22 protein-coding genes are annotated in these 22,042 nt (G+C 57.1%); 7 read left to right on the forward strand and 15 right to left on the reverse strand.

Features of this window, described 5'->3' with window-relative positions:
* Nucleotides 1-141 precede the first annotated feature (141 nt).
* Nucleotides 142-1,293 (forward strand): L-threonine dehydrogenase, encoded by a 1,152-nt coding sequence (gene yiaY / locus CLM71_RS18030; RefSeq protein WP_105232213.1) that lies wholly within the window; start codon nucleotides 142-144, stop codon nucleotides 1,291-1,293.
* Nucleotides 1,294-1,349: 56 nt separating this feature from the next.
* Here yiaY and yfhb read toward each other — a convergent pair whose 3' ends face one another.
* The 3 genes from yfhb to murQ are packed head-to-tail and all read right to left on the reverse strand — an operon-like array spanning nucleotide 1,350 to nucleotide 4,290.
* The gene (gene yfhb, locus CLM71_RS18035; RefSeq protein WP_105232214.1) at nucleotides 1,350-2,006 is read right to left on the reverse strand and encodes a phosphatidylglycerophosphatase C; all 657 of its coding nucleotides are present in this window, start codon (nucleotides 2,004-2,006) and stop codon (nucleotides 1,350-1,352) included.
* Nucleotides 2,007-2,009: 3 nt separating this feature from the next.
* The gene (locus CLM71_RS18040; RefSeq protein ID WP_105232215.1) at nucleotides 2,010-3,377 is read right to left on the reverse strand and encodes a PTS transporter subunit EIIC; all 1,368 of its coding nucleotides are present in this window, start codon (nucleotides 3,375-3,377) and stop codon (nucleotides 2,010-2,012) included.
* 19 nt (nucleotides 3,378-3,396) lie between these two features.
* Complete coding sequence (gene murQ, locus CLM71_RS18045) at nucleotides 3,397-4,290, reverse strand: N-acetylmuramic acid 6-phosphate etherase (RefSeq protein ID WP_105232216.1); 894 nt, start codon at nucleotides 4,288-4,290, stop codon at nucleotides 3,397-3,399.
* A gap of 173 nt (nucleotides 4,291-4,463) precedes the next feature.
* On the opposite strand from murQ, the gene CLM71_RS18050 reads away from it, so the two are divergent.
* From CLM71_RS18050 to CLM71_RS18060, 3 genes are all read left to right on the forward strand, one after another.
* A complete protein-coding gene (locus CLM71_RS18050) occupies nucleotides 4,464-5,312 on the forward strand; it encodes a MurR/RpiR family transcriptional regulator (protein WP_105232217.1) in 849 nt (282 codons plus the stop codon).
* Nucleotides 5,313-5,447: 135 nt separating this feature from the next.
* Nucleotides 5,448-6,998, forward strand: coding sequence for a phosphoethanolamine transferase (locus tag CLM71_RS18055; RefSeq protein ID WP_234008596.1), 1,551 nt, complete (start codon nucleotides 5,448-5,450; stop codon nucleotides 6,996-6,998).
* 97 nt (nucleotides 6,999-7,095) lie between these two features.
* Entirely contained in the window at nucleotides 7,096-7,356 is a 261-nt protein-coding gene (locus CLM71_RS18060) for a YfhL family 4Fe-4S dicluster ferredoxin (protein WP_054306838.1), read from the forward strand.
* Nucleotides 7,357-7,393: 37 nt separating this feature from the next.
* Here CLM71_RS18060 and acpS read toward each other — a convergent pair whose 3' ends face one another.
* The 7 genes from acpS to lepA all read right to left on the reverse strand — a co-directional run bounded on the left by acpS (nucleotide 7,394) and on the right by lepA (nucleotide 13,930).
* Complete coding sequence (gene acpS / locus CLM71_RS18065) at nucleotides 7,394-7,774, reverse strand: holo-ACP synthase (RefSeq protein WP_015673449.1); 381 nt, start codon at nucleotides 7,772-7,774, stop codon at nucleotides 7,394-7,396.
* Nucleotides 7,774-8,505 (reverse strand): pyridoxine 5'-phosphate synthase, encoded by a 732-nt coding sequence (pdxJ, locus tag CLM71_RS18070; protein WP_105232219.1) that lies wholly within the window; start codon nucleotides 8,503-8,505, stop codon nucleotides 7,774-7,776. The genes acpS and pdxJ overlap by 1 nt, the downstream gene beginning before the upstream one ends.
* 74 nt (nucleotides 8,506-8,579) lie before the next feature.
* The gene (recO, locus tag CLM71_RS18075; protein ID WP_105232220.1) at nucleotides 8,580-9,311 is read right to left on the reverse strand and encodes a DNA repair protein RecO; all 732 of its coding nucleotides are present in this window, start codon (nucleotides 9,309-9,311) and stop codon (nucleotides 8,580-8,582) included.
* Nucleotides 9,312-9,317: 6 nt separating this feature from the next.
* A complete protein-coding gene (gene era, locus CLM71_RS18080; protein ID WP_015673452.1) occupies nucleotides 9,318-10,226 on the reverse strand; it encodes a GTPase Era in 909 nt (302 codons plus the stop codon).
* Complete coding sequence (rnc, locus tag CLM71_RS18085) at nucleotides 10,223-10,903, reverse strand: ribonuclease III (protein WP_004929158.1); 681 nt, start codon at nucleotides 10,901-10,903, stop codon at nucleotides 10,223-10,225. The genes era and rnc overlap by 4 nt, the downstream gene beginning before the upstream one ends.
* A 219-nt stretch (nucleotides 10,904-11,122) precedes the next feature.
* A complete protein-coding gene (gene lepB, locus CLM71_RS18095) occupies nucleotides 11,123-12,100 on the reverse strand; it encodes a signal peptidase I (protein ID WP_105232222.1) in 978 nt (325 codons plus the stop codon).
* Between the two features lie 30 nt (nucleotides 12,101-12,130).
* Nucleotides 12,131-13,930: a translation elongation factor 4 gene (gene lepA, locus CLM71_RS18100; RefSeq protein WP_105232223.1), complete on the reverse strand. Its 1,800-nt coding sequence runs from the start codon at nucleotides 13,928-13,930 to the stop codon at nucleotides 12,131-12,133.
* A 510-nt stretch (nucleotides 13,931-14,440) separates the two neighbouring features.
* Between lepA and CLM71_RS18105 the strand changes: the two genes are divergently transcribed.
* Complete coding sequence (locus CLM71_RS18105) at nucleotides 14,441-15,292, forward strand: hypothetical protein (RefSeq protein WP_105232224.1); 852 nt, start codon at nucleotides 14,441-14,443, stop codon at nucleotides 15,290-15,292.
* Here CLM71_RS18105 and rseC read toward each other — a convergent pair.
* From rseC to rpoE, 4 genes are read right to left on the reverse strand one after another with little or no spacing between them, the layout of a single operon-like run.
* Nucleotides 15,289-15,765, reverse strand: a complete 477-nt coding sequence (gene rseC / locus CLM71_RS18110) for a SoxR-reducing system protein RseC (RefSeq protein WP_105232225.1) — start codon at nucleotides 15,763-15,765, stop codon at nucleotides 15,289-15,291. The two genes, CLM71_RS18105 and rseC, sit on opposite strands and share 4 nt — an antisense overlap.
* Complete coding sequence (gene rseB / locus CLM71_RS18115; RefSeq protein WP_105232226.1) at nucleotides 15,762-16,718, reverse strand: sigma-E factor regulatory protein RseB; 957 nt, start codon at nucleotides 16,716-16,718, stop codon at nucleotides 15,762-15,764. Before rseB ends, rseC begins: the two co-directional genes overlap by 4 nt.
* Entirely contained in the window at nucleotides 16,718-17,374 is a 657-nt protein-coding gene (rseA, locus tag CLM71_RS18120) for an anti-sigma-E factor RseA (RefSeq protein WP_054306833.1), read from the reverse strand. Before rseA ends, rseB begins: the two co-directional genes overlap by 1 nt.
* Nucleotides 17,375-17,404: 30 nt before the next feature.
* On the reverse strand, nucleotides 17,405-17,980 hold the full coding sequence (gene rpoE / locus CLM71_RS18125) for an RNA polymerase sigma factor RpoE (protein WP_105232227.1): 576 nt from the start codon (nucleotides 17,978-17,980) through the stop codon (nucleotides 17,405-17,407).
* Nucleotides 17,981-18,192: 212 nt separating this feature from the next.
* Between rpoE and nadB the strand changes: the two genes are divergently transcribed.
* Nucleotides 18,193-19,794, forward strand: coding sequence for an L-aspartate oxidase (gene nadB / locus CLM71_RS18130; RefSeq protein WP_172606263.1), 1,602 nt, complete (start codon nucleotides 18,193-18,195; stop codon nucleotides 19,792-19,794).
* A gap of 27 nt (nucleotides 19,795-19,821) precedes the next feature.
* Here nadB and CLM71_RS18135 read toward each other — a convergent pair whose 3' ends face one another.
* Complete coding sequence (locus CLM71_RS18135) at nucleotides 19,822-20,568, reverse strand: tRNA1(Val) (adenine(37)-N6)-methyltransferase (protein ID WP_370446956.1); 747 nt, start codon at nucleotides 20,566-20,568, stop codon at nucleotides 19,822-19,824.
* A 130-nt stretch (nucleotides 20,569-20,698) separates the two neighbouring features.
* Here CLM71_RS18135 and srmB point away from each other — a divergent pair, with 130 nt between their 5' ends.
* On the forward strand, nucleotides 20,699-22,027 hold the full coding sequence (gene srmB, locus CLM71_RS18140) for an ATP-dependent RNA helicase SrmB (protein ID WP_105232230.1): 1,329 nt from the start codon (nucleotides 20,699-20,701) through the stop codon (nucleotides 22,025-22,027).
* Nucleotides 22,028-22,042 lie beyond the last annotated feature (15 nt).

A 22,042-nucleotide genomic window follows, 5' to 3' on the forward strand; every position in this document is an offset into this window, starting at 1 on the left:
GGGTGCAGAATGGCGGCCTTTCCCCGGTGTACGCCCCTAATACGCTGAATATTCGCCAAATCATTGTGGTAGATCATGTCTCACCTCCCCCGAACGGAGTAACGTAGCAGCCATAAAATCAATGATTTCAAGGAGCGCACAATGGCTGCTGCAACATTCTATATTCCTTCCGTTAATATGATCGGCTCCGGCTGCCTGGAAGAGGCGGCGAAAACCATGCAAGAGCAAGGCCTGCGCCATGCGTTGATCGTCACCGACCGGGTACTGAACGACATCGGCGTGGTCGCCCAGGTGCAACAACTGCTCACCGCACAGGATATCCAGAGCTGCGTGTACGACGGCACTCACCCTAACCCAACCACCAGCAACGTTGAACAGGGGCTGGCGCTGCTGCGCGAACATCAGTGCGACTGCGTCATCTCTCTTGGCGGCGGCTCTCCGCACGACTGCGCCAAAGGCATCGCGCTGGTCGCCACCAACGGCGGCGATATCAAGGATTATGAGGGCGTTGACCGCTCCGCCAAACCGCAGCTGCCGATGGTGGCGATTAACACCACCGCCGGCACCGCGTCAGAAATGACCCGTTTCTGTATCATTACCGACGAAGTCCGCCATATCAAAATGGCTATTGTCGATAAACACGTCACGCCAATCCTGTCCGTTAACGATCCGCACCTGATGGCCGGCATGCCGAAAGGGCTGACGGCGGCCACCGGGATGGACGCGCTGACGCACGCCATCGAGGCCTACGTCTCCAGCGCCGCCAACCCGATCACCGACGCCTGTGCACTGAAGGCGGTAACCATGATTATGGCGTCGCTGCGCGATGCGGTGAACGACGGCAAGAACATGCAGGCGCGTGAAGATATGGCTTACGCCCAGTTCCTGGCCGGCATGGCGTTCAACAACGCCTCTCTGGGCTACGTGCATGCCATGGCCCACCAGTTGGGCGGCTTCTATAACCTGCCGCACGGCGTCTGCAACGCGGTGCTGCTGCCTCACGTACAGGAGTTCAACGCCTCCGTAGCGGCAGGCCGCCTGAAAGACGTCGCCGTTGCGATGGGGCTGAAAGTGAGCAACCTGAACGACAGTCAGGGCGCTGCGGCCTGTATCGCAGCTATCCGCAAGCTGGCGCAGGATGTCGGCATCCCGGCCGGGCTGCGCGATCTGCAGGTGAAAGAGGAAGACTTCGATACGCTGGCGGCTAACGCGCTGAAAGACGCCTGCGGCTTCACCAACCCGATTCAGGCCAGCCACGAGCAAATTGTCGCCATCTTTAAAGCGGCCATGTAAACCGCGCCGGCAAGTAAGCAGCAAAAAGGGCAGGATTCGCATCCTGCCCTTTTCTGTTATTCCAACTGCTGCAGCTCGCCTTCTTTACTTACCCGCCAGCGGTGTTCGCAGAAGAACAGCAGCGGATTGTCCTGTTTGCTGTCGCTGTAGCCGCTGTACAATTTTAACGGCGCGCCGATGCGCTGCTCCAACTGCGTTACTTTTTGTTCCCCCAGGCAACGCATCACCAGCACCCAGCCGCCATAGCGGCGCGTCATCCTGCTGCCGATCAAGCGCACCCGCGGTAAAAACCGCGAATCCTGATACACCTGCTCCACCAGCCTTTCCGGTGAACCGGTAATCAGCCACACCTGCGCATCATGCGCATCAAGATACTGGCGTAACCGCATCTGCACCACAGGAAATGCGGTCACCTTGGCGCGGAAGTAGGCGACAAAGCGCGCTTCCAGCGCCCGCAACCGCGCCTCCGAATGGCCAAAAGTGATTGCCCACAGCAGCAGGCTCATCGGCCAGCGCGCCGCGCGTCCGGCAATCAGCAGCGCCGCGCCCACCAACGGCAACAGGGGGATCACCAACACAAGATTCAGCGGCTGATGCCGCAATAAAAAGCGCAAGAAGCTGCCAAACATATCTTCCTGATGCAAAGTGCCATCCAGATCGAAGAACACGATGCGGCGCGACTCTTCGGCCTTCTGGCGTGACTGGTCACTCAAACGCTACTCCTCAGGATCGTTGAACCCCATGACCCAGGTGAAAATGAACCCTGCTACAATCGTAATCAGCATCCCGGCCAGATACAACATCACCTTGCCCGAGACGATAGTCAACGCCAAAGGCAGCCCGGAGAGGCCGAAGGTAATCACCGTCGCCACCTTCCAGTAGCTGATCAGCGCACCGCCGACCGCACCGCCGAGGCAGGCGCCAATAAATGGTTTGCCCAGCGGCAGCGTCACGCCAAAAATCAGCGGCTCGCCAATGCCCAGAATACCGACCGGCAGCGCGCCCTTAATCACTTTTTTCAGCCGCGCGTTACGAGTTTTCAACAGTACGGCGAGGGTTGCACCAACCTGCCCTACGCCCGCCATCGCCAAAATCGGCAGCAGCGGATTGGCACCATGCGCCTGCACCAGTTCAACGTGGATCGGCACCAACCCTTGATGCAGCCCGGACAACACCAGCGGCAGAAACAGGCCGGACAGTAGTGCGCCAACCAGCAGCCCGCCCTTGTCCAGCGCCAGGTTGGCACCGTGGGTAATCGCATCGGAAATATAACCGCCTAACGGCTGCAGGATCGCAATCGCCAGCGAAGCGGTAATCAACGTAGTCAGCAGCGGATTTAAAATCAGCTCCACCGATTCCGGCAGCAGCCTGCGCAGGCGCTTTTCCAGCCAGCACATCAGCGCCACCACCAGCAGCACAGCGATCACACCGCCGCGCCCCGGCTGCAGCGCTTCGCCAAACAGGGTTATTTGCGCCAGCTGCGGACTGGAAAGAATGCCGGCCATTACCCCGCCCATCGCCTGCGAACCGCCGAACACCCGCGCCGCGTTAACGCCGACCAAAATATTCATAATGGCGAACACCGCGCTGCCGAAGATCGCCAGCAGGCCAAGTATATTCGGGTAGCTCAGGGCGATATCGCCGGCGATATTCGGCCGCTTCAAAAGATTAATAATACCGGTAATCAGGCCGGAGGCGATAAATGCCGGTATCAGCGGTATAAAGATATTAGCCAGTTTTTTCAGCACCCCGCTCATCGGTGCGGCGTATTTAGCTTTGGCGGCGGCTTTATTTTCAGCAATGTTATCATCGGCATCGAGAGAGGCAGCAGGCTCACTCAGCAAGGCGCGCATCTCATCCACCACCTTGGCGGCGGCGCCCGGCCCAACGATAAACTGGTGCTGTTCACCCTGCTTTATATATCCCTTCACGCCGTCCAGCCGCTGCAGCAAAGGCAGCTCCAGGCGCCGCTCATCGCTGACTTCGACACGAACCCGCGTCATGCAATTTTCCAGCTTGAGGATGTTCCCCTCGCCGCCGACGCCCGCCAAAATCTGCCGGGCCAGTGCCGCCGTCTTATCCATTGATCACCTCAATGAGCCATTAATCCGCCAACGCCGCACGCAGGTAGCCGTGATGCGCCAGTAAACGCCGCTGCGCCTCTTCAGCGCTGATTCCGGCCAACAGCATCAGAATCGCCGGCTTCACCTCAAAATCAGTCTGCGCCAGCGCAGTTTCCGCCTGGCTGCGTTCGGCGCCGGTCGCCTCAACGACAATGCGGCAGGCACGATCCACCAGCTTTACGTTGGTCGCCTTCACGTCCACCATCAAGTTTTGGTACACCTTGCCCAGTTTGACCATCGCGCCGGTTGAGATCATGTTCAGCACCAGTTTTTGCGCAGTGCCGGACTTCATACGGGTCGAACCGGTCAACGCCTCCGGACCGACCAGCGGGGAAATTGCCACCAGTGCTTCCGCAGCGATCGGCGAGTCGGGATTACAGGAGATCGCCGCCGTCGGGCAACCTAACTGACGCGCATAGCGCAATGCGCCGATCACATAAGGCGTACGGCCGGAAGCCGCCAGCCCAACCACCATGTCAGTCGGTGTTAACGTCAGATCCTGCAGGTCACGCTCCCCCAGCGCTGCGTCATCCTCAGCGCCCTCTACCGCTTTTAACAGCGCGCCGGGGCCGCCGGCGATCAGACCCACGACCACACCGTGCGGCACGCCGAAGGTTGGCGGACATTCGGACGCGTCCAGCACGCCAAGGCGACCGCTGGTGCCCGCCCCCAGATAAATCAGGCGGCCGCCTGTCTGCAGCGCCGCCGCTGCCAAATCGACCGCCTGAGCGATCTCCGGTAGTACCGCCGCAATCGCCTGCGGCACTTTACGGTCTTCATGGTTAAAGCAGGTCACCATCTCCAGCGTCGACATTTCATCCAACGTCATCGTCTCTGGATTGCGGGTTTCGGATACGAGTGCGCCTAAATTCATTGGGTAACCTCTGGAATTTTTAATTCAAAAATACAAGGTAATATTTGAATATTTAATTCAACAAAGCGAGCACTATTTGCTAGTTTATACTGGCGCGCTCACAAAAATTTTTACTGCGCGCCAACGCGCCGTTATGGCAACATCTTCCCACTGGCACTATTAGGAATAACGGCATGAGTACCCTTCTTCGCATTCGTCAAATGTATCCCGCCCTGGCGCAGAACGATCGAAAACTGGCGGATTACCTGCTGCACAACGCCGAAGAGGCTCGCCATCTGAGTTCACAAAAACTGGCCCAGGTGGCCGGCGTCAGCCAGTCCAGCGTGGTCAAGTTTGCGCAGAAGATGGGTTATAAAGGTTTCCCGGCGCTGAAACTGGCGCTGAGCGAAACGCTGGCACAGCCGCAGTCGGAGCCGGTGGTGACCGTGCATAACCGGATTCTCAGCAGCGATACGCTCAAAATCGTCGGTGAGAAGCTCTTACTGGAGAAACAGGCGGCGTTGCGCGCCACGCTGGATATTAACAGTGAAGAACGCCTGTACCAGGCCTTAACCATGCTGCGCGGCGCGCGGCGAGTGTTTCTGATGGGGATTGGCGCCTCAGGTCTGGTCGCCAAAGACTTTTCCTACAAACTGCTGAAAATCGGCGTGATGGCGGTGGCCGAAGCCGATATGCATGCGCAACTGGCTGCGGTGCAGGCGCTGGACCCGCAAGACTTGCTGGTTGCCCTCTCCTTCAGCGGCGAGCGGCGCGAAATCAATCTGGCCGCCGACGAAGCCAAAGCGGCCGGCGCACAAGTTCTGGCGCTCACCTGCTTTTCCCCCAACAGCCTGCAGCAGCGTGCGGACCACTGCCTGTATACCATTGCCGAAGAACCCAGCACCCGCAGCGCCGCCATTTCCTCCAGCACTGCCCAATATGCCCTTACCGACCTGTTGTTTATGGCGTTAATCCAACATGATTTGGATCATGCGCGAGTACGTATTAAACATAGCGAACAGTTGATGAAAAAATTGGTGTAGGCATATAATAACCTACACCGCATATAAATTAAGATATTTCTTGCCATAGATTAATTCCATATATATTCCGCGGTCGCTAGGCGTATACCCCCTCAGGGGGTATTTTCTTATGGGTACAAATTATTTTTATTGACTATGCACACATTAATTGCTGAAAAAATACGCACGCGTGTTAGCCTCAACGCGATCTTGGTAAGTTCTTTATATATCATATCGTCCGTCGTGCTGACCTATTCTCTGGGTTACCATGGGGCAAAGGGCATTGATATTCTGCTAATGCTATTAATATTGCTCACACTTCCCTCCATTCTGCTACTGCGTTATCTGCTCGTTATTCCGCTATTTATCCTCAGCGCCATATACTTCCCTATCGGTTACATTTACGGCAAACCCTCTATTTCGGTGGTTTCAGCCTTACTGCAAACCAATAAACTCGAGGCCCATGAGTTTTTACTTTCAATGCCGACGGCATGTTATCTACTGCCAGTTTTAGTTATCGCATTATTAATTGCCCTTAATCATTATTCCTGGAAAAAATCTACATCCCTAAAGAAAAGGTTGCCATGCTGGTTATTATTAATCCTCATCGTCTTGGTTTACGGTACAACTAACAATCTGCATAAGTTAAAGCTTACGGATTACTTTATATCGATATTCACCGGTTACCGGGATTATCAAGAGCAAATCGCACAGCTGGATATGGCCCACGTCAGCGCCCCCGGTTGGCAGGTCACCCCAGCAGGCGATAAACAGGCTAATTATGTCATTATCATCGGGGAGAGTATGCGACGGGACTATATGTCGCTTTTTGGCTATCCCTTGCCAACCACACCGTTTCTCGATCAGGTAAACGGCGACTTTTACAGCAACTATATTTCTACCGCATCCAATACCTTTGAGTCCCTACCGCGTACGCTGGCGCTGAGCCAGGGCGAACAGGTCGATTATGCGAATAACATCATTACCCTGGCCAAAGCCGCCGGTATGAAAACCTACTGGTTTTCCAACCAGGGTTTCGTGGGCGATTATGATATTCCGGCCTCACGAATCGCCGCCTACAGCGATCGCCGCTATTTCCTCAAACATGGCGACTACCAATCACGAAACACTGATGATTATCAACTGCTGCCGCCTTTTGCCGATGCGCTTAAAGATAACCATAACGGGCTGTTTGTCTTGCATATCATGGGATCGCATTCGGATTTCTGTGAACGACTGAATGGCGCGCAACCGGCATTCAGCTTTAATAATCAGGATCTGTCCTGCTATCTCTCCACTTATCGCAAGACCGATGACTTTATCCAGCAAACCTACCATCTACTGCAGCAGACACAGCGCCCTTTCAAGCTGTTTTATTTCTCCGATCACGGCCTGGCCAAACATAATATCGGCGGTAAGTTCTATCTGCGCCATAGCGGGGAGTTCAAGCAGAATTACGAAGTGCCGTTGGTGATCTTGTCCGATAACGCTACGCGGCACCGCCGGGTAGATGCACCATACAGCGCGTTCAGTTTTATCCAACTCTTCGCCCGAAAAACCGGCATCACCATCACTCAGCCAAATATGGCCGTCTACATGACGCAGCAGGATCAGCGCCGCGTTTACGTCGGACAAAACATGGTGGACTTTGATGGATTAGAGGAAGACAAAGTTGATCTGCCTGATGAAAACCACCTTCATGGCTAAAAAACAACCAGTCATAATTCGGTTTTGTGGTAAAGTGCGCGGCGGCAGAAACTGCTTCTGCGCACCCCCCGGCATGTAAGATGGAATTGTTACTAATATGGCTCTGCTGATTACCAAAAAATGCATCAACTGCGATATGTGTGAACCCGAGTGCCCGAATCAGGCTATCTCAATGGGCGCGGACATTTACCAGATTGATACCGAACGCTGCACCGAATGCGTCGGTCATTATGATACACCGACCTGTCAGCAGGTATGCCCGATTGATAACACCATTGTGGTCGACCCGCAGCATACGGAAAGCCAGGAACAGCTGTGGGATAAATTTGTGGTGCTGCATCACGCCGACAGGCTGTAATTCACGGACGCCGCGCCCGGCGGCGTCCGTATCGTCATCAGCTTTCGATTATCACCGTCGCGCAGGCATAACGGCGCTCATCGGCCAGTGAAACGTGGATGTTCGTCACACCCATTTCCTGCGCCAGCTCCGCCGCCCGTTCATGCAGGCGAATATTCGGCTTGCCTAATCCGTCGTTAAACACTTCGAACTGATTAAACGCCAGGCCGTTGCGAATACCGGTGCCGAACGCCTTTGCCGCCGCCTCTTTGACGGCAAAACGCTTGGCCAGAAAACGCACCGGTTGCTGATGCTGCTGATAGAGCGCCCATTCGGCCGCATTCAACACGCGCCGCGCCAGCCGATCGCCGCTGCGTTCAACCACCGCTTCAATACGTGCAATTTCAACGATATCGGTGCCAAGCCCAAGTACCGCCATTAGCGACGCGCTTCCCGCATCAGCAGCTTCATCTCGGCAACCGCGTCTGCCAGGCCGCTCATCACCGCCTGCCCGATAATGGCGTGGCCGATATTCAGCTCATGCATTTCCGGCAACGCGGCAATCGGCTGCACGTTATGGTAGGTCAGACCGTGGCCGGCATTGACCTTCAGGCCCTTTTCCGCCGCATAGCGCGCCGCCTGCGCAATGCGCAGCAGTTCGGCCTCTACCGCCAGCTCGCCCTGCGCTTCGGCATAGGCGCCGGTGTGAATCTCAATGTACGGCGCGCCCACCGCCACCGCCGCATCAATCTGGCGATGATCCGGGTCGATAAAAAGCGAAACCTGAATGCCCGCCTGCGTCAGACGCTCAACCGCCAGCGTCATTTTGTCCAACTGGCCGGCGACGTCCAGCCCGCCCTCGGTGGTCACTTCCTCACGCTTTTCCGGCACCAAGCAGCAGAAGTGCGGCTGCAGTTCACAGGCTATGTCCAGCATCTCGTCGGTCACGGCCATTTCCAGATTCATCCGCGTCTGGATGGTCTGGCGCAAAATACGCACGTCGCGATCGGTGATGTGGCGGCGGTCCTCACGCAGATGAACCGTAATGCCGTCTGCACCGGCCTGTTCAGCGGTAAATGCCGCCTGTACCGGATCGGGATATTGGGTTCCGCGCGCGTTACGCAAGGTGGCGATATGATCGATATTAACGCCGAGCAGTAAATCAGCCATGACAACCTCTTAGATTGAAATTTTCGTTCCCGCAGTTTACACGCAGGCGGAAAGCGGCAAAAGCAGAAAGGGCGTCAGGCGTCATCAACCGGCGTATGCGGTTGCTTACGGACGAACTGACGAAACAGCTCGCGGCTTTTCAGCGGCTTGCCGCCAAGATAGGGTTTCAATGCGATACGGGTAAAACGTTTGGCGGCGCGCAGGGTATCGGCATCCGGGAACTGACGCTCGGCCAGCGCGCGCAGTTCGCGGCCGGTAAAGCTGTAATGATCCACTACCAGGCTGGCAATAAAGCCTTTTTCCTCACGATAGCGGTAGGTCATGCCGTCATCGACCGCCTCGCCGCTGCCGGCGCAGTGCAGAAAATCCACGCCGTAACCCAGATGATGCAACAGCGCCAGTTCAAACTGCCGCAGCGCATGTTCCGGCGAACCGTCTGCCGCCGCCAGCGCCTGCAGACACTGCAGGTAGTCAAAGAACAGTACCGAATAGTTGGCTTCCTGCTCCAGCACGCGCGACAGCAATTCGTTAACGTACAGGCCGCTGTACAGCATCATGCCGCTGAGAGGTAAACCGAGGGAGACTGCTTCGGCGTTGCGCAGCGTTTTTACTTCGCCACGCCCGCCCCAGCGGACTAACAGAGGGGTAAAGGGCTGCAGGCAGCCCTTCAGATTGGAACGGCGGCTACGCGCGCCTTTGGCCAGTAAACGCACCCGCCCGTGGCCTTCGGTAAACAGATCCAGCATCAGGCTGGTTTCACTGTACGGTCGCCCATGCAGGACGAAAGCGCGCTCCCAGCCGTCCATCGGCGGTTACTTCAGATCGTCGACATAGCCCAGGCTGCGCAGCGCACGTTCGTCGTCCGCCCAGCCGGATTTAACTTTCACCCACAGTTCCAGATGCACTTTGGCTTCAAACATCTGTTCCATGTCCTGACGGGCTTCAATACCGATGGTTTTAATCTTCGCGCCCTTGTTGCCGATAACCATTTTCTTCTGGCCTTCGCGCTCAACCAGGATCAGACCGTGCACGTCATAGCCGCCACGGTCGTTGGCGACGAACTGCTCAATCTCAACGGTCACCGAATAAGGCAGCTCTTCACCCAGGAAACGCATCAGTTTTTCACGGATGATTTCCGACGCCATAAAACGCTGCGAACGATCGGTGATGTAATCTTCCGGGAAATGGTGTTCCGCTTCCGGCAGCAGCTTGCGCACAATGCCGGCGATGGTGTCGACATTCATCCCTTTCTCGGCGGAGATTGGCACCACGTCGAGGAAGTTCATCTGCTGGCTGAGGAAAGCGATATGCGGCAGCAGTTTGGATTTGTCGGTTACGTTGTCGACCTTGTTGATCGCCAGCAGTACCGGGCACTTCAGGCTGCGCAGTTTGTTCAGCACCATCTCATCGTCGTCGGTCCAGTTGGTGCCTTCGACCACGAAGATCACCAGCTCCACATCGCCGATCGAGCTGCTGGCCGCACGGTTCATCAGGCGGTTGATGGCGCGTTTTTCTTCGATGTGCAGCCCCGGGGTATCCACGTAGATCGCCTGATAAGGCCCTTCAGTGTCGATACCCATAATGCGGTGACGCGTGGTCTGCGGCTTACGCGAGGTAATGGAGACTTTTTGCCCCAGCAGTTGGTTCAGCAACGTGGATTTGCCCACGTTGGGACGCCCAACGATCGCGATAAATCCGCAGTATTGTGTTTCTTCGCTCATTCAAGCTCCAGCTTTTTCAGCGCTTGTTCCGCTGCCGCCTGCTCGGCTTTACGGCGGCTTGAGCCGGTGCCTACCACCGGTTCGCTCAAACCACTCACCTGACAGTGGATGGTAAACTCCTGGTCGTGCGCTTCACCGCGAACCTGCACCACCAGATAAGAAGGCAACGGCAGATGACGCCCCTGCAGAAACTCCTGCAAACGGGTTTTTGGGTCTTTCTGCTTGTCGCCCGGGCTGATTTCATCCAACCGGCTACGATACCAGTCAAGAATCAAACGTTCGACGGTCTGAATATCGCTGTCCAGGAAGACGCCGCCAATCAAGGCTTCCACCGTATCCGCCAAAATCGACTCGCGACGGAAACCGCCGCTTTTCAGCTCGCCAGGGCCAAGGCGTAAACATTCGCCCAGGTCAAACTCACGAGCCATCTCCGCCAGCGTATTGCCGCGCACCAGCGTGGCGCGCATACGGCTCATATCGCCCTCGTCTACGCGAGGAAAGCGGTGGTAGAGCGCATTGGCGATGACAAAACTCAAAATAGAGTCGCCCAGGAACTCAAGACGTTCATTATGTTTGCTGCTGGCGCTGCGGTGAGTCAGCGCCTGCAGCAAAAGTTCTTGCTGTTGAAAAGTGTAGCCCAGCTTGCGCTGCAGCCTGTTAATTACGATGGGATTCATGAGTTACCAATAGATCAAGAATGCGTCAAAAACTTTACAGCATACGGAACAGACCTGCTTTCCAAAGCTGTTTCGTTTGCAGTGGCTCTAAATCGAACCAACTTTTATCGCCCGGTATTCTACAACGAGCAGCAACAGAATGCTGCGTTTATCTCCCCGCCCTGCTTCATGCCGCACTAAATTAATACGGCGCCGGGCAGAACGGGAAGACATGCGGAATTAGTGAATACCACCAATACGGCTTAATCTTACGCCGGTCGGCCACTCACCTTCCTGTTTTTCAAAGCTCATCCAGATTGCGGTCGCTTTACCCACCAGGTTCTTCTCCGGTACGAAGCCCCAATAACGGCTGTCGGCGCTGTTATCGCGGTTATCGCCCATCATAAAGTAATGACCGGCCGGCACTACCCACTCGGCCAGCTGATTACCCGGCTGCTGGTAATAGGCGCCAACCTGATCCTGCGTGCCCGGCACGGTCAGCACCCGGTGCGTCACGTCGCCCAGCGTTTCGTTGCGCTCACGCAGACGAATACCGCCTTGCGGCACGCTGTCGTTCAGCGGCACATTGTAGAAGCCGTTGCTGGCTTCGCCCATGCCGCTGCGGCTGAACATTTGTACGAAATCGCTCGGCGCCGCCTGATTATAGGTGACCGCCAGCGCCTTATCGCAGGACTGGCCGTTGTCACATGCCGGCTGTACCGTAACGCGCTTGTTCAGCGGATCGTAGCTGACCTTATCGCCCGGCAGGCCGACAACGCGCTTGATATAATCCAGCTTCGGATTCAGCGGGTATTTAAATACCGCGATATCGCCTCGTTTCGGGTGGCCGGTTTCAATCAGCGTGGTCTGGGTAATCGGATCTTTAATCCCGTAAGCGTACTTCTCCACCAGAATAAAATCGCCGATCAACAGCGTCGGCATCATCGAACCGGATGGAATCTGGAACGGCTCGTAAACAAACGAGCGCACCACGAAGACCAGCAGCAACACCGGGAAAACCGATGCGCCGGTTTCCACCCAGCCTGGCTGCTTGGCAACTTTCGCTAGCGTCTTGTCATCCAGCGTGCCGTCGGTCTGTTCGTTGACCGCCGCAATTTTCGCCCGGCGAGCCGGCGCCCACTTAAAGCGCTCCAGGCACCAGATGATCCCGGTCACCAACGTGGCAATCGCCAGGATCAAGGCAAACATATTCGCCATGCAAACTCCCTTGTTATCGAGCCTTCGCTCTTACTTACCGTCTTTACCCACGTGCAGAATGGCCAGGAACGCTTCCTGCGGCAGCTCAACGTTGCCGACCTGTTTCATGCGCTTCTTACCGTCTTTCTGTTTCTGCAGCAGCTTTTTCTTACGGCTGACGTCGCCGCCGTAGCACTTGGCCAGAACGTTCTTACGCAGCTGTTTCACCGTTGAGCGCGCAATGATATGCGTGCCGATGGCCGCCTGAATGGCAATATCGAACTGCTGACGCGGGATCAGATCTTTCATCTTTTCCACCAGCTCGCGGCCGCGGTATTGCGCGTTATCGCGGTGGGTGATCAGCGCCAGCGCATCCACGCGCTCGCTGTTGATCAGCACGTCGACGCGCACCATGTCGGAGGCCTGGAAGCGTTTGAAGTTGTAATCCAGCGACGCATAACCGCGCGAGGTGGACTTCAGGCGGTCGAAGAAGTCGAGCACCACTTCCGCCATCGGAATGTCATAGGTCAGTGCCACCTGATTGCCGTGATACACCATATTGGTCTGCACGCCGCGTTTTTCCACGCACAGCGTAATCACGTTGCCCAGGTACTCCTGCGGCATCAGCATATGACATTCGGCGATCGGCTCGCGCAGCTCGGCAATATTGTTGAGCGGCGGCAGTTTGGACGGGCTGTCGACATATACCGTTTCACCGCCGGTGGTCTCCACTTCGTAGACAACCGTCGGCGCGGTGGTGATCAGATCCAGACCGTATTCACGCTCCAGACGCTCCTGAATGATCTCCATATGCAACAGGCCGAGGAAGCCGCAGCGGAAACCAAAGCCCAGCGCGGTGGAACTTTCCGGCTCATAGAACAGCGAGGCATCGTTCAGGCTCAGTTTGCCCAGCGCATCGCGGAAGGCTTCATAATCGTCAGAGCTGATCGGGAACAGGCCGGCATACACCTGCGGCTTCACTTTTTTGAAGCCCGGCAGCGGTTTTTCCGCCGGCTGGCGCGCGGTGGTCAGGGTATCGCCCACCGGGGCGCCCAGAATGTCTTTAATCGCACAGACCAGCCAGCCTACCTCGCCGCAGTTCAGCACGTCGCGGTCGACGCGTTTCGGGGTGAAAATCCCCAGGCGATCGGCGTTATAAATCTGACCGGTGCTCATGACCTTGATCTTGTCGCCTTTACGCATGGTGCCGTTTTTAATCCGCACCAGCGATACCACGCCAAGATAGTTATCAAACCAGGAGTCGATGATCAGCGCCTGCAGCGGCGCATCAGGATCGCCCTCCGGCGGCGGAATGTCGCGCACCAGACGCTCCAGCACGTCCGGCACGCCGACGCCGGTCTTCGCGGAGCAACGCACCGCATCGGCAGCGTCGATGCCGACGATATCTTCAATCTCCTGCGCCGCGCGATCCGGATCGGCAGCCGGCAGGTCGATTTTGTTCAGTACCGGCACCACTTCCAGATCCATTTCAATGGCGGTATAGCAGTTAGCCAGCGTCTGCGCTTCTACGCCCTGCCCGGCGTCAACCACCAGCAGCGCACCTTCACAGGCCGCCAGCGAGCGAGAAACTTCATAAGAGAAGTCGACGTGGCCCGGGGTATCGATAAAGTTCAGCTGATAGGTTTCACCATCGGGCGCCTTATAATCCAGCGTGACGCTCTGCGCCTTGATGGTGATGCCGCGTTCGCGCTCCAGATCCATGGAGTCCAGCACCTGTGCGGCCATTTCACGGTCGGTCAGGCCGCCGCAAATCTGGATAATACGGTCCGACAGCGTCGATTTACCGTGGTCAATATGGGCAATAATGGAGAAATTTCGTATATGCTTCATTATAAAAGTTTTTCTGCCTTGGTATTTCTGAATTACTCGCCTATGGAAACCCGCATGGACCTAAAGCGACAGTGAGTTGGGTTAGGCCGTCTTTCGCCTGAATCGCTGCATTCTACATGCCGTAACAGCGAAAACCTAGCGATCGCTGCAGCGAAAACATTCTATTATGCGCTGTTTAATGGGGCCGGTGCCAGCCATGGATGAAAACAAATGTTAATCGGAAAAACATTTTGCCCGGACGGGAAAAGGTCGGTAAAAACGCATACCGCTCCCGCCCTTAATACATAATGCACCGCCGTGCAATCAACCCACTCTTAAACCCTCAAAAAAACAACCTTAATATCAGTTAATTATCCACTTTCGCGCTTTAGGAAAAAACCCATATACCTGACGTCCGCACCTCGATAGAAAGAGGGTGAGCTCCGTATAAAATGATGAAATCAGGGCACTACATCGGCAAGCCCGCCGGAGTTCACCAGCATATCTCTGTAGATTGATTGGAAGGTGCGTATGATCGATAAAGGGCAGATGCTGAGCCGGCACGATTTTTCAAAGGTCAACTGGGGCATTCTGGCAGCGGCGGCGCTGCTGTTAACCATCGGCGGCGCGCTGCTAATGCTGCCGCTGATGAGCAATATGGAAGAGCGCGGCATACTGACCTTGCTGCAAACCGGCGCGGTAACCATATTACTGGCGTGTATCCTGCTGGCGCTGCGTCATGTTCTGCGCCCGACGCAGACCTATCGCCTGTATGAACACGGCGTCAGAGTGTTCAATAGCCATAACCACCAGGAACGCTTTATCCCGTTTGAGAAGATCGTCGATATTTATCGCATCCGCAGCGTGCCGCTGCTGGGCAACCTGTGTGGCGGGCTGTGCGAAGCCATGGCGTTCCGTACCGCCGCCGATCAGCCCTGGTGTACGGTATTCAGCAATGTGTCACACGCCTGGGCGCTGCGTGACACCATCATCAACCAGCAGATCCTGTTGCGCGGCCCGGTGGCCCTCAATGCGTTATATCAGGGAGAAGAGCTGGCCTTTAACTATATTGCCGGCAGAACCCGCTGGCTAACCTGGCTTCTTGGCAGCAGATTACGGCACCTGCCGGGCCAGACGCTGCGGCTGAGCGCCAAAACGCTGGTTACGCCGCAGGGGGATATCGCCATCGAACAAATCCGCTCGCTGGACAGCCAGCCGCAGCACGGCGTTATCCATTTACTGGACAGCCAGGGTCAGACGCTGGCCACGCTGCGTTACTATTCACTGCTGAGCGCCGATCTGTTTATTGCATTGCTGGAGCATATGATTAACAACCGCATCCCCGCCTACCGCAACTCGGCGATGACGCGGCCGTTCATTTAGTCAGACAGAGGGGATTCCGGCTGCAGGCGCAGCGCGGTAGGAGGCAGGCCGATTTGCAACACCACCGGCTGGTAGGCGTCCTGTTCACCCAGACGGTGGGCCAGTTTACGCGCCAGCAAAAAGGCGCCCACGCCGCCAAACAGCGCGCCCAGTGCCGCAGCGCCGTCCGTCGCCAGCCACAGCTGCAGCGCGCCGCCGCCGAGCATCATACCCAGCAGCGGTGTCAGATAAACCAGCATCGCCGAGCGCAGCAGGCTGCCTTCGGTGATGCCCACCTCAACCCGTTGCCCCGGCTCCAGCGGCTGTTCAATCTGCACCTGCAGCTGATGCTCGGTTTCCGGCACCAGTTCATTCAGCGCACGCGCACCGCAGCCCGAACGGGCCTTGCAGCTGCCGCAGCCCGCTTTAGGCTCGCAACGCAACAGCGCCACGCCCTGTTGCCACGAGACTACCGTGGCCCACTCTTTCATCATTTCGACGATCCCCTGAAGGAAATACCGTCAGCAATACGCTTGGCGGTTGACGGCGGCAGTTCGCCGACGATGGTAATCTCTTTGCCGTTGCGTAATTCGGTCTGAATCGTCCGTCGCCCCTGGCGATAGAGCTGCGTGCCAACGCCACTGCCCGCCGGGCTGACATTGACCGAGAAACTGAACAGGCCGTCGCTGTACAGTCGCGTTTCAACCGGCACGGAAACGTTCGGCAACTTGCGGCGATTGCGCGCCACTTCGCTGACCCCGGCCGGTAACCAGGCCGTGTTCCAACCCAGTTTAACATTGTCCATCGCCGGCAGGGAAATCAGCGGCGGCAATGAGGCTTTCAGCAATCCGCTCAGCGCGTTTTGCACCTCTTCCCCCACCTCAAATGAGATCACCCGATATTGCTCCAGCGTTTCGCCGTTGCGGTCAAGCAGATCCACCCGCAGCGGCAGTTTGGTCTCTTCATCCATCCAGACAATATAGCTGTAGCGCGAACCATCGCGCGCCACCACGCGGATCACCTCGCAAGGACGATCGGAAATACGCGTCCGGCCGACGGAGATAAAATCATAGTATTTCGCCAGACGGGTAAAGTCGGCGTACACAATGGAAGGCAGCGCATCAACGATATGGTCGCCCGACAGGGTAAACGGCTCCAGGCCCGGTTCGAAATAGCTGATGCCGTCGCCGCGCTGCAGCACTTCACGCCGCGGACCGTCCATATGCAGTAACTGGCCGAGCGCCTGCTGCTCCACCAGGGCATGGCGATAGCGCAACGACTCTATCCCCTGCTTGGTGATGCTGATATAGGCAAGCTCGTAATTGAGTGAACGGCTGGCGCTGCTCATTTGTTGCAACAACGCCCCGGACGCGGTCTGCGCCGGGGCGATATTTGAGTAGAGCAGGCTGCCCGTCAATAGACAAACGGAGAACCAAAGTTGCTTCATTACTGCTGCTGCATTCCTAAAGACTGGGTGCCTGGAACCTGAACGGCGGCCTGCTGCGGCGTGCCTTGATCAAGTTGCAATTGGTTTGAATGCAAGCGGCGTTGCAGTTCGTAATCCTGCAGCATCGCATTGATACGTTTACGCTGTTCCTGCACCTGCTGCTGTTGACCGCTGCCGGTTGAGAAACTGTCTGCCGGCACGCCCAGGCTGACCGGCGATGGCTGCCCCATAATCGGCAGCGTGTTGAACACCGGCGCTTCCGAAGAACCCGGCTGCGTGGCATCAGGCTGATTATAGTGCTGGACGCCGACGATCACCGCCAGAGAGACGCAGGCGGCAACCCCGACCTGAGTCAGCTGGCTGGCCCATGGGCGCACTTTGTGCCAGAAAGGCATCTTCTGCCAGGTTTCCGGCTGCGGCTGAGATTCAGGCACCGCCGAAGGAACCAGACGAGCAGGCTCTTTCTCCAGTGCAGCGGCAACACGCTCGGCGATATCGAGATGAATTACTTGTCCTACATCACCCCGAAGCGTGTCACGTATCAGGTGATAGCTCTGCCAGCTTTGTTGAAGCGCCCGATCCTGCGACAAAGAGCTCAGCAGTTCGTTATCGAGCGATTCACCATCCATCAGAGCGGAAAGTTTTTCTTTCTGCATGCCTAAATACCCTTCCTGTATCCGCCATCGCTAACGCTGAATCAGCGGCTGAACTTTATTATCGATAGCTTCCCGAGCGCGGAAAATACGCGAGCGTACGGTCCCGACCGGGCAATCCATGATGGCGGCTATCTCTTCGTAGCTTAGGCCATCCAACTCCCGCAAGGTGATCGCCATACGCAGATCCTCAGGGAGCGACTCAATGGTACGGAAAACTATCTGTCTCAACTCTTCTGACAACATTAAGTTCTCAGGGTTCGAAATTTCTTTCAATGCGCCGGCGCTTTCATAGTTTTCAGCGTCGTTGGCGTCCACATCACTTGCCGGCGGACGCCGCCCCTGAGCAACCAGATAATTCTTTGCTGTATTCACAGCGATTCGATACAACCAGGTGTAAAAAGCGCTGTCGCCGCGGAAAGATTCCAGCGCGCGATAGGCTTTAATAAACGACTCCTGCACCACATCAGGCACATCGCCCTGCGGCACATAGCGGGAAACCAGACTCGCCACTTTATGCTGGTAGCGTACCACCAGTAAGTTAAACGACTTCTGATCGCCCTTTTGGACCCGTTCAACCAGCACCTGATCCGTTAACTGCTCGCTCATCCGAGGTAAATTCTCCCCAAATCTGTCTCCACGCGTGAAATTGTACTGCCAGCCATACATTTTTCCTGAGCAAGCACTCGCTTGGAGTTCATATGGAAATCAAAGTTCCATACGGCCATTGTTTTTTCTGTTGATGTCGCCCTATCCGTGGCATTTGCCCGGACAATTAGGCTAACATGATTTTCACTCTTCTTCTGCACACATCATACGTTATGCAACCATCTTCTGAATATGTTAGCGATGTACTGATCGTCGGCAGCGGTGCTGCAGGCCTGTCACTGGCTCTGCGGCTGGCACAACACGGCAAGGTGACCGTGCTGAGCAAAGGCCCGCTCAATGAAGGCGCCACCTTTTATGCCCAGGGCGGCATCGCCGCGGTATTTGATGAAACGGACAGCATTGCGTCGCACGTTGACGATACGCTGATTGCCGGCGCGGGGCTTTGTGATAAAGAGGCGGTCGAGTTTATCGCCGGCAATGCGCGCCATTGCGTCCAGTGGCTCATCGATCAGGGCGTGCTGTTTGATACCGAAACCAACGCCCAGGGCGAGGAACGCTATCACCTGACGCGTGAAGGCGGCCACAGCCACCGCCGTATTCTGCACGCCGCAGACGCCACCGGTAAGGAAGTAGAGACCACACTGGTGGGGAAAGCAAGCGCACATCCGAATATTTGCGTCATGGAGCGCCGCAACGCCGTCGACCTGATCACCTCCAGCAAAGTCGGCCTGCCCGGCACCCGCCGCGTGGTGGGCGCCTACGTCTGGAACCGCGAGCTGGAGCAGGTGGAGACGCACCGCGCCAAAACCGTGGTGCTGGCGACCGGCGGCGCCGCCAAAGTGTACCAGTACACCACCAACCCGGACATCTCCTCCGGCGACGGTATCGCCATGGCCTGGCGCGCCGGCTGCCGCGTCGCCAACCTGGAGTTTAACCAGTTTCACCCCACCTGCCTGTTCCATCCGCAGGCACGCAACTTTTTGCTGACCGAAGCGCTGCGCGGCGAAGGCGCGCATCTGCTGCGCCCGGACGGCAGCCGCTTTATGCCGGACTTCGACCCGCGAGGCGAACTGGCGCCGCGCGATATTGTCGCCCGCGCTATCGACCATGAAATGAAACGCCTCGGCGCCGACTGCATGTATCTGGATATCAGCCATAAACCCGCCGAGTTTATCATCCAGCACTTTCCGATGATCCATGACAAGCTGCTGACGCTGGGCTTTGACCTGACCAAACAGCCGATCCCGATCGTACCGGCGGCGCATTACACCTGCGGCGGTGTGATGGTAGACCAACATGGTCGTACCGACCTGGACGGACTGTACGCCATCGGTGAGGTGAGCTATACCGGGCTGCACGGCGCCAACCGCATGGCCTCTAATTCGCTGCTGGAGTGCCTGGTGTACGGCTGGTCGGCCGCCGAGGATATTGTGCGCCGCCTGCCGGCCATCAAGCTGGCCAAGGCACTGCCGCAATGGGACGAAAGCCGGGTGGATGACTCGGATGAACGCGTGGTGATCCAGCATAACTGGCACGAACTGCGGCTGTTTATGTGGGACTACGTCGGTATCGTCCGCACCACTAAACGCCTGGAGCGCGCTCTGCGCCGTATCAACACGCTGCAGCAGGAAATTGACGAGTACTACGCCAATTTCCGCATCTCCAATAACCTGCTGGAGCTGCGTAATCTGGTGCAGGTGGCGGAACTAATGGTGCGCAGCGCTATGGCGCGCAAAGAGAGCCGCGGCCTGCACTACACGCTGGACTATCCGGAGCCGCTGCCGCAAGCGCTTCCTACCATTCTGCAGCCGTAAGGCGCTCAGGGCGCGCCGGCGCCCTGCTCAATAAAACAGATAAAAATCGGTGATCAGGCGACGGAACGGTGCAGTGTAGTCACCCTCCGCCTGCTTGATGGCCAGATCGCTGTGCGCACACGTCTGCGCCGTGCGCGTCAGCGCCAGCAATATACGATGCCGTGGGGTATCCGCCCGGTCGCTGACGTTCACCCGCTGCGCCAAATGCCAGCCGCGCTGCAGCGCATCGGCGGCAAAGGCCTCGCCAATGTCATACGGCAGCACCACGCACAGCATACCGTCGGGCTGTAGCAGCCGTTCGGCGCAGGCCAGCAGTACATCATGAGTCAGCGTTTCGGTATAGCGCGCCGCATCGCGCGCCCGATCGCGGCAAGCTACCGCCGGCGCAAAATACGGCGGGTTGCTGACAATCAGATCGTAGCTGGCGGCCCGCTGCCCAGTAAACTGTTGAATATCCTGCTCATATATACGGATGCGCGACGCCCACGGCGATGCTTCTGCATTGTCATGCGCCTGCGCGGCGGCGGCGGCGTCCAGTTCTACCGCGTCGATCTGCACGTCATCCGCCGTACGCTGCGCCAGCATCAGCGCAATCAGCCCGCTGCCGCAGCCGATATCCAGCACCCGCCGGACCGCCGTCACCGGCGCCCAAGCGCCGAGCAGCACGCCGTCGGTGCCGACTTTCATGGCACAGCGATCGTGAGCGACAAAAAACTGTTTGAAGGTAAAACCGCCGCGACGCGGTTTGAAATTGGCTTTTGACTGACTGTCCACAATGAGTACCTGGCTGGAAAACCGGCGTAGCATAAGGCAATCTGCGGAGTGGTAAAAGAGTCCCGGCCTGAAAAAGGATGAACCCGGCGGCCAACCCGTCTATAATCGGCGCCCCAAGTAGAGGTAGACCATGACAGCAACCAATTTTTCCGAACTCGATCTCGATGAACGCCTGATCAACGCCCTGCGTGATAAAGGCTACGACCGCCCGACCGCTATTCAGGCCGAAGCCATCCCACCGGCAATGGACGGGCGCGACGTCTTGGGTTCGGCGCCGACCGGCACCGGTAAGACCGCCGCATTCTTGCTGCCTGTGCTGCAGCACCTGCTGGATTTCCCCCGCAAGAAGTCCGGCCCGCCGCGCGTATTAATCCTGACCCCGACGCGCGAACTGGCGATGCAGGTCGCCGATCAGGCGCGTGAGCTGGCGGCCCATACCTCACTGGATATTGCCACTATTACCGGCGGCGTAGCCTATATGAACCACGCGGAAGTATTCAGCGAAAACCAGGATCTGGTGGTCGCCACTACCGGCCGCCTGCTGCAGTATATTAAAGAAGAGAACTTCGACTGCCGCGCGGTGGAAACGCTGATCCTGGATGAAGCCGACCGCATGCTGGACATGGGCTTTGCCCAGGATATCGAAACTATTTCCGCCGAGACGCGCTGGCGCAACCAGACCCTGCTGTTTTCCGCCACGCTGGAAGGCGAAGCTATCCGCGAATTCGCAGAACGCATCCTGAACGAACCGGTGGAAGTGGAAGCCGATCCTTCCCGCCGCGAGCGTAAAAAAATCCTGCAGTGGTACTACCGTGCTGACGATGTGCAGCATAAAACCGCCCTGCTGATCAATCTGCTGCAGCAGCCGGATGTACAGAAATCAGTGGTCTTCGTACGCAAGCGCGAGCGTGTACATGAGCTGGCCACCTGGCTGCGGGAAGCAGGCATCAACACCTGCTATCTGGAAGGCGAGATGGTGCAGGCCAAACGCAACGAAGCGGTGAAACGCATGATGGACGGCCGCGTCAACGTGCTGATCGCCACCGACGTCGCCGCCCGCGGTCTGGACATTCTGGATATCACCCACGTGTTCAACTTTGATATGCCGCGCACCGCCGATACCTATCTGCACCGCATCGGCCGCACCGGCCGCGCCGGCCGCAAAGGCACCGCGATTTCGCTGGTCGAGGCTCACGATCACCTGCTGCTGGGCAAAGTCGGTCGCTACCTCAACGAACCGTTGAAAGCGCGCGTGATTGACGAACTGCGGCCGAAAACCCGCGTGCCGAGTGAAAAGAGCAACGGCAAGCCGTCCAAAAAAGTGCTGGCCAAGCGCGCGGCCGACAAGAACAAAGCCAAAAGCAAGGATAAAGCCAAGGTGAAAGTTCGCCATCGTGAGGCGAAAAACATCGGCAAACGCCGCCAGCCGAAAGGCGCACCGGCAACCAACGGCGAATAACGAACGCCACAGAAA

Source organism: Serratia sp. MYb239, from assembly GCF_002966855.1.
GTDB classification, from domain to species: domain Bacteria; phylum Pseudomonadota; class Gammaproteobacteria; order Enterobacterales; family Enterobacteriaceae; genus Serratia_B; species Serratia_B rhizosphaerae.

What these genes read in the sequence shown, in the direction of transcription:
- yiaY (WP_105232213.1), top strand. Translation starts at nt 142, where the DNA reads ATGGCTGCTGCAACATTCTATATTCCTTCCGTTAATATGATCGGCTCC.
- CLM71_RS18040 (WP_105232215.1), bottom strand. Translation starts at nt 3,377, where the DNA reads ATGGATAAGACGGCGGCACTGGCCCGGCAGATTTTGGCGGGCGTCGGC.
- murQ (WP_105232216.1), bottom strand. Translation starts at nt 4,290, where the DNA reads ATGAATTTAGGCGCACTCGTATCCGAAACCCGCAATCCAGAGACGATG.
- CLM71_RS18050 (WP_105232217.1), top strand. Translation starts at nt 4,464, where the DNA reads ATGAGTACCCTTCTTCGCATTCGTCAAATGTATCCCGCCCTGGCGCAG.
- CLM71_RS18055 (WP_234008596.1), top strand. Translation starts at nt 5,448, where the DNA reads ATGCACACATTAATTGCTGAAAAAATACGCACGCGTGTTAGCCTCAAC.
- CLM71_RS18060 (WP_054306838.1), top strand. Translation starts at nt 7,096, where the DNA reads ATGGCTCTGCTGATTACCAAAAAATGCATCAACTGCGATATGTGTGAA.
- acpS (WP_015673449.1), bottom strand. Translation starts at nt 7,774, where the DNA reads ATGGCGGTACTTGGGCTTGGCACCGATATCGTTGAAATTGCACGTATT.
- pdxJ (WP_105232219.1), bottom strand. Translation starts at nt 8,505, where the DNA reads ATGGCTGATTTACTGCTCGGCGTTAATATCGATCATATCGCCACCTTG.
- recO (WP_105232220.1), bottom strand. Translation starts at nt 9,311, where the DNA reads ATGGACGGCTGGGAGCGCGCTTTCGTCCTGCATGGGCGACCGTACAGT.
- era (WP_015673452.1), bottom strand. Translation starts at nt 10,226, where the DNA reads ATGAGCGAAGAAACACAATACTGCGGATTTATCGCGATCGTTGGGCGT.
- rnc (WP_004929158.1), bottom strand. Translation starts at nt 10,903, where the DNA reads ATGAATCCCATCGTAATTAACAGGCTGCAGCGCAAGCTGGGCTACACT.
- lepB (WP_105232222.1), bottom strand. Translation starts at nt 12,100, where the DNA reads ATGGCGAATATGTTTGCCTTGATCCTGGCGATTGCCACGTTGGTGACC.
- lepA (WP_105232223.1), bottom strand. Translation starts at nt 13,930, where the DNA reads ATGAAGCATATACGAAATTTCTCCATTATTGCCCATATTGACCACGGT.
- CLM71_RS18105 (WP_105232224.1), top strand. Translation starts at nt 14,441, where the DNA reads ATGATCGATAAAGGGCAGATGCTGAGCCGGCACGATTTTTCAAAGGTC.
- rseC (WP_105232225.1), bottom strand. Translation starts at nt 15,765, where the DNA reads ATGATGAAAGAGTGGGCCACGGTAGTCTCGTGGCAACAGGGCGTGGCG.
- rseB (WP_105232226.1), bottom strand. Translation starts at nt 16,718, where the DNA reads ATGAAGCAACTTTGGTTCTCCGTTTGTCTATTGACGGGCAGCCTGCTC.
- rseA (WP_054306833.1), bottom strand. Translation starts at nt 17,374, where the DNA reads ATGCAGAAAGAAAAACTTTCCGCTCTGATGGATGGTGAATCGCTCGAT.
- rpoE (WP_105232227.1), bottom strand. Translation starts at nt 17,980, where the DNA reads ATGAGCGAGCAGTTAACGGATCAGGTGCTGGTTGAACGGGTCCAAAAG.
- nadB (WP_172606263.1), top strand. Translation starts at nt 18,193, where the DNA reads ATGCAACCATCTTCTGAATATGTTAGCGATGTACTGATCGTCGGCAGC.
- srmB (WP_105232230.1), top strand. Translation starts at nt 20,699, where the DNA reads ATGACAGCAACCAATTTTTCCGAACTCGATCTCGATGAACGCCTGATC.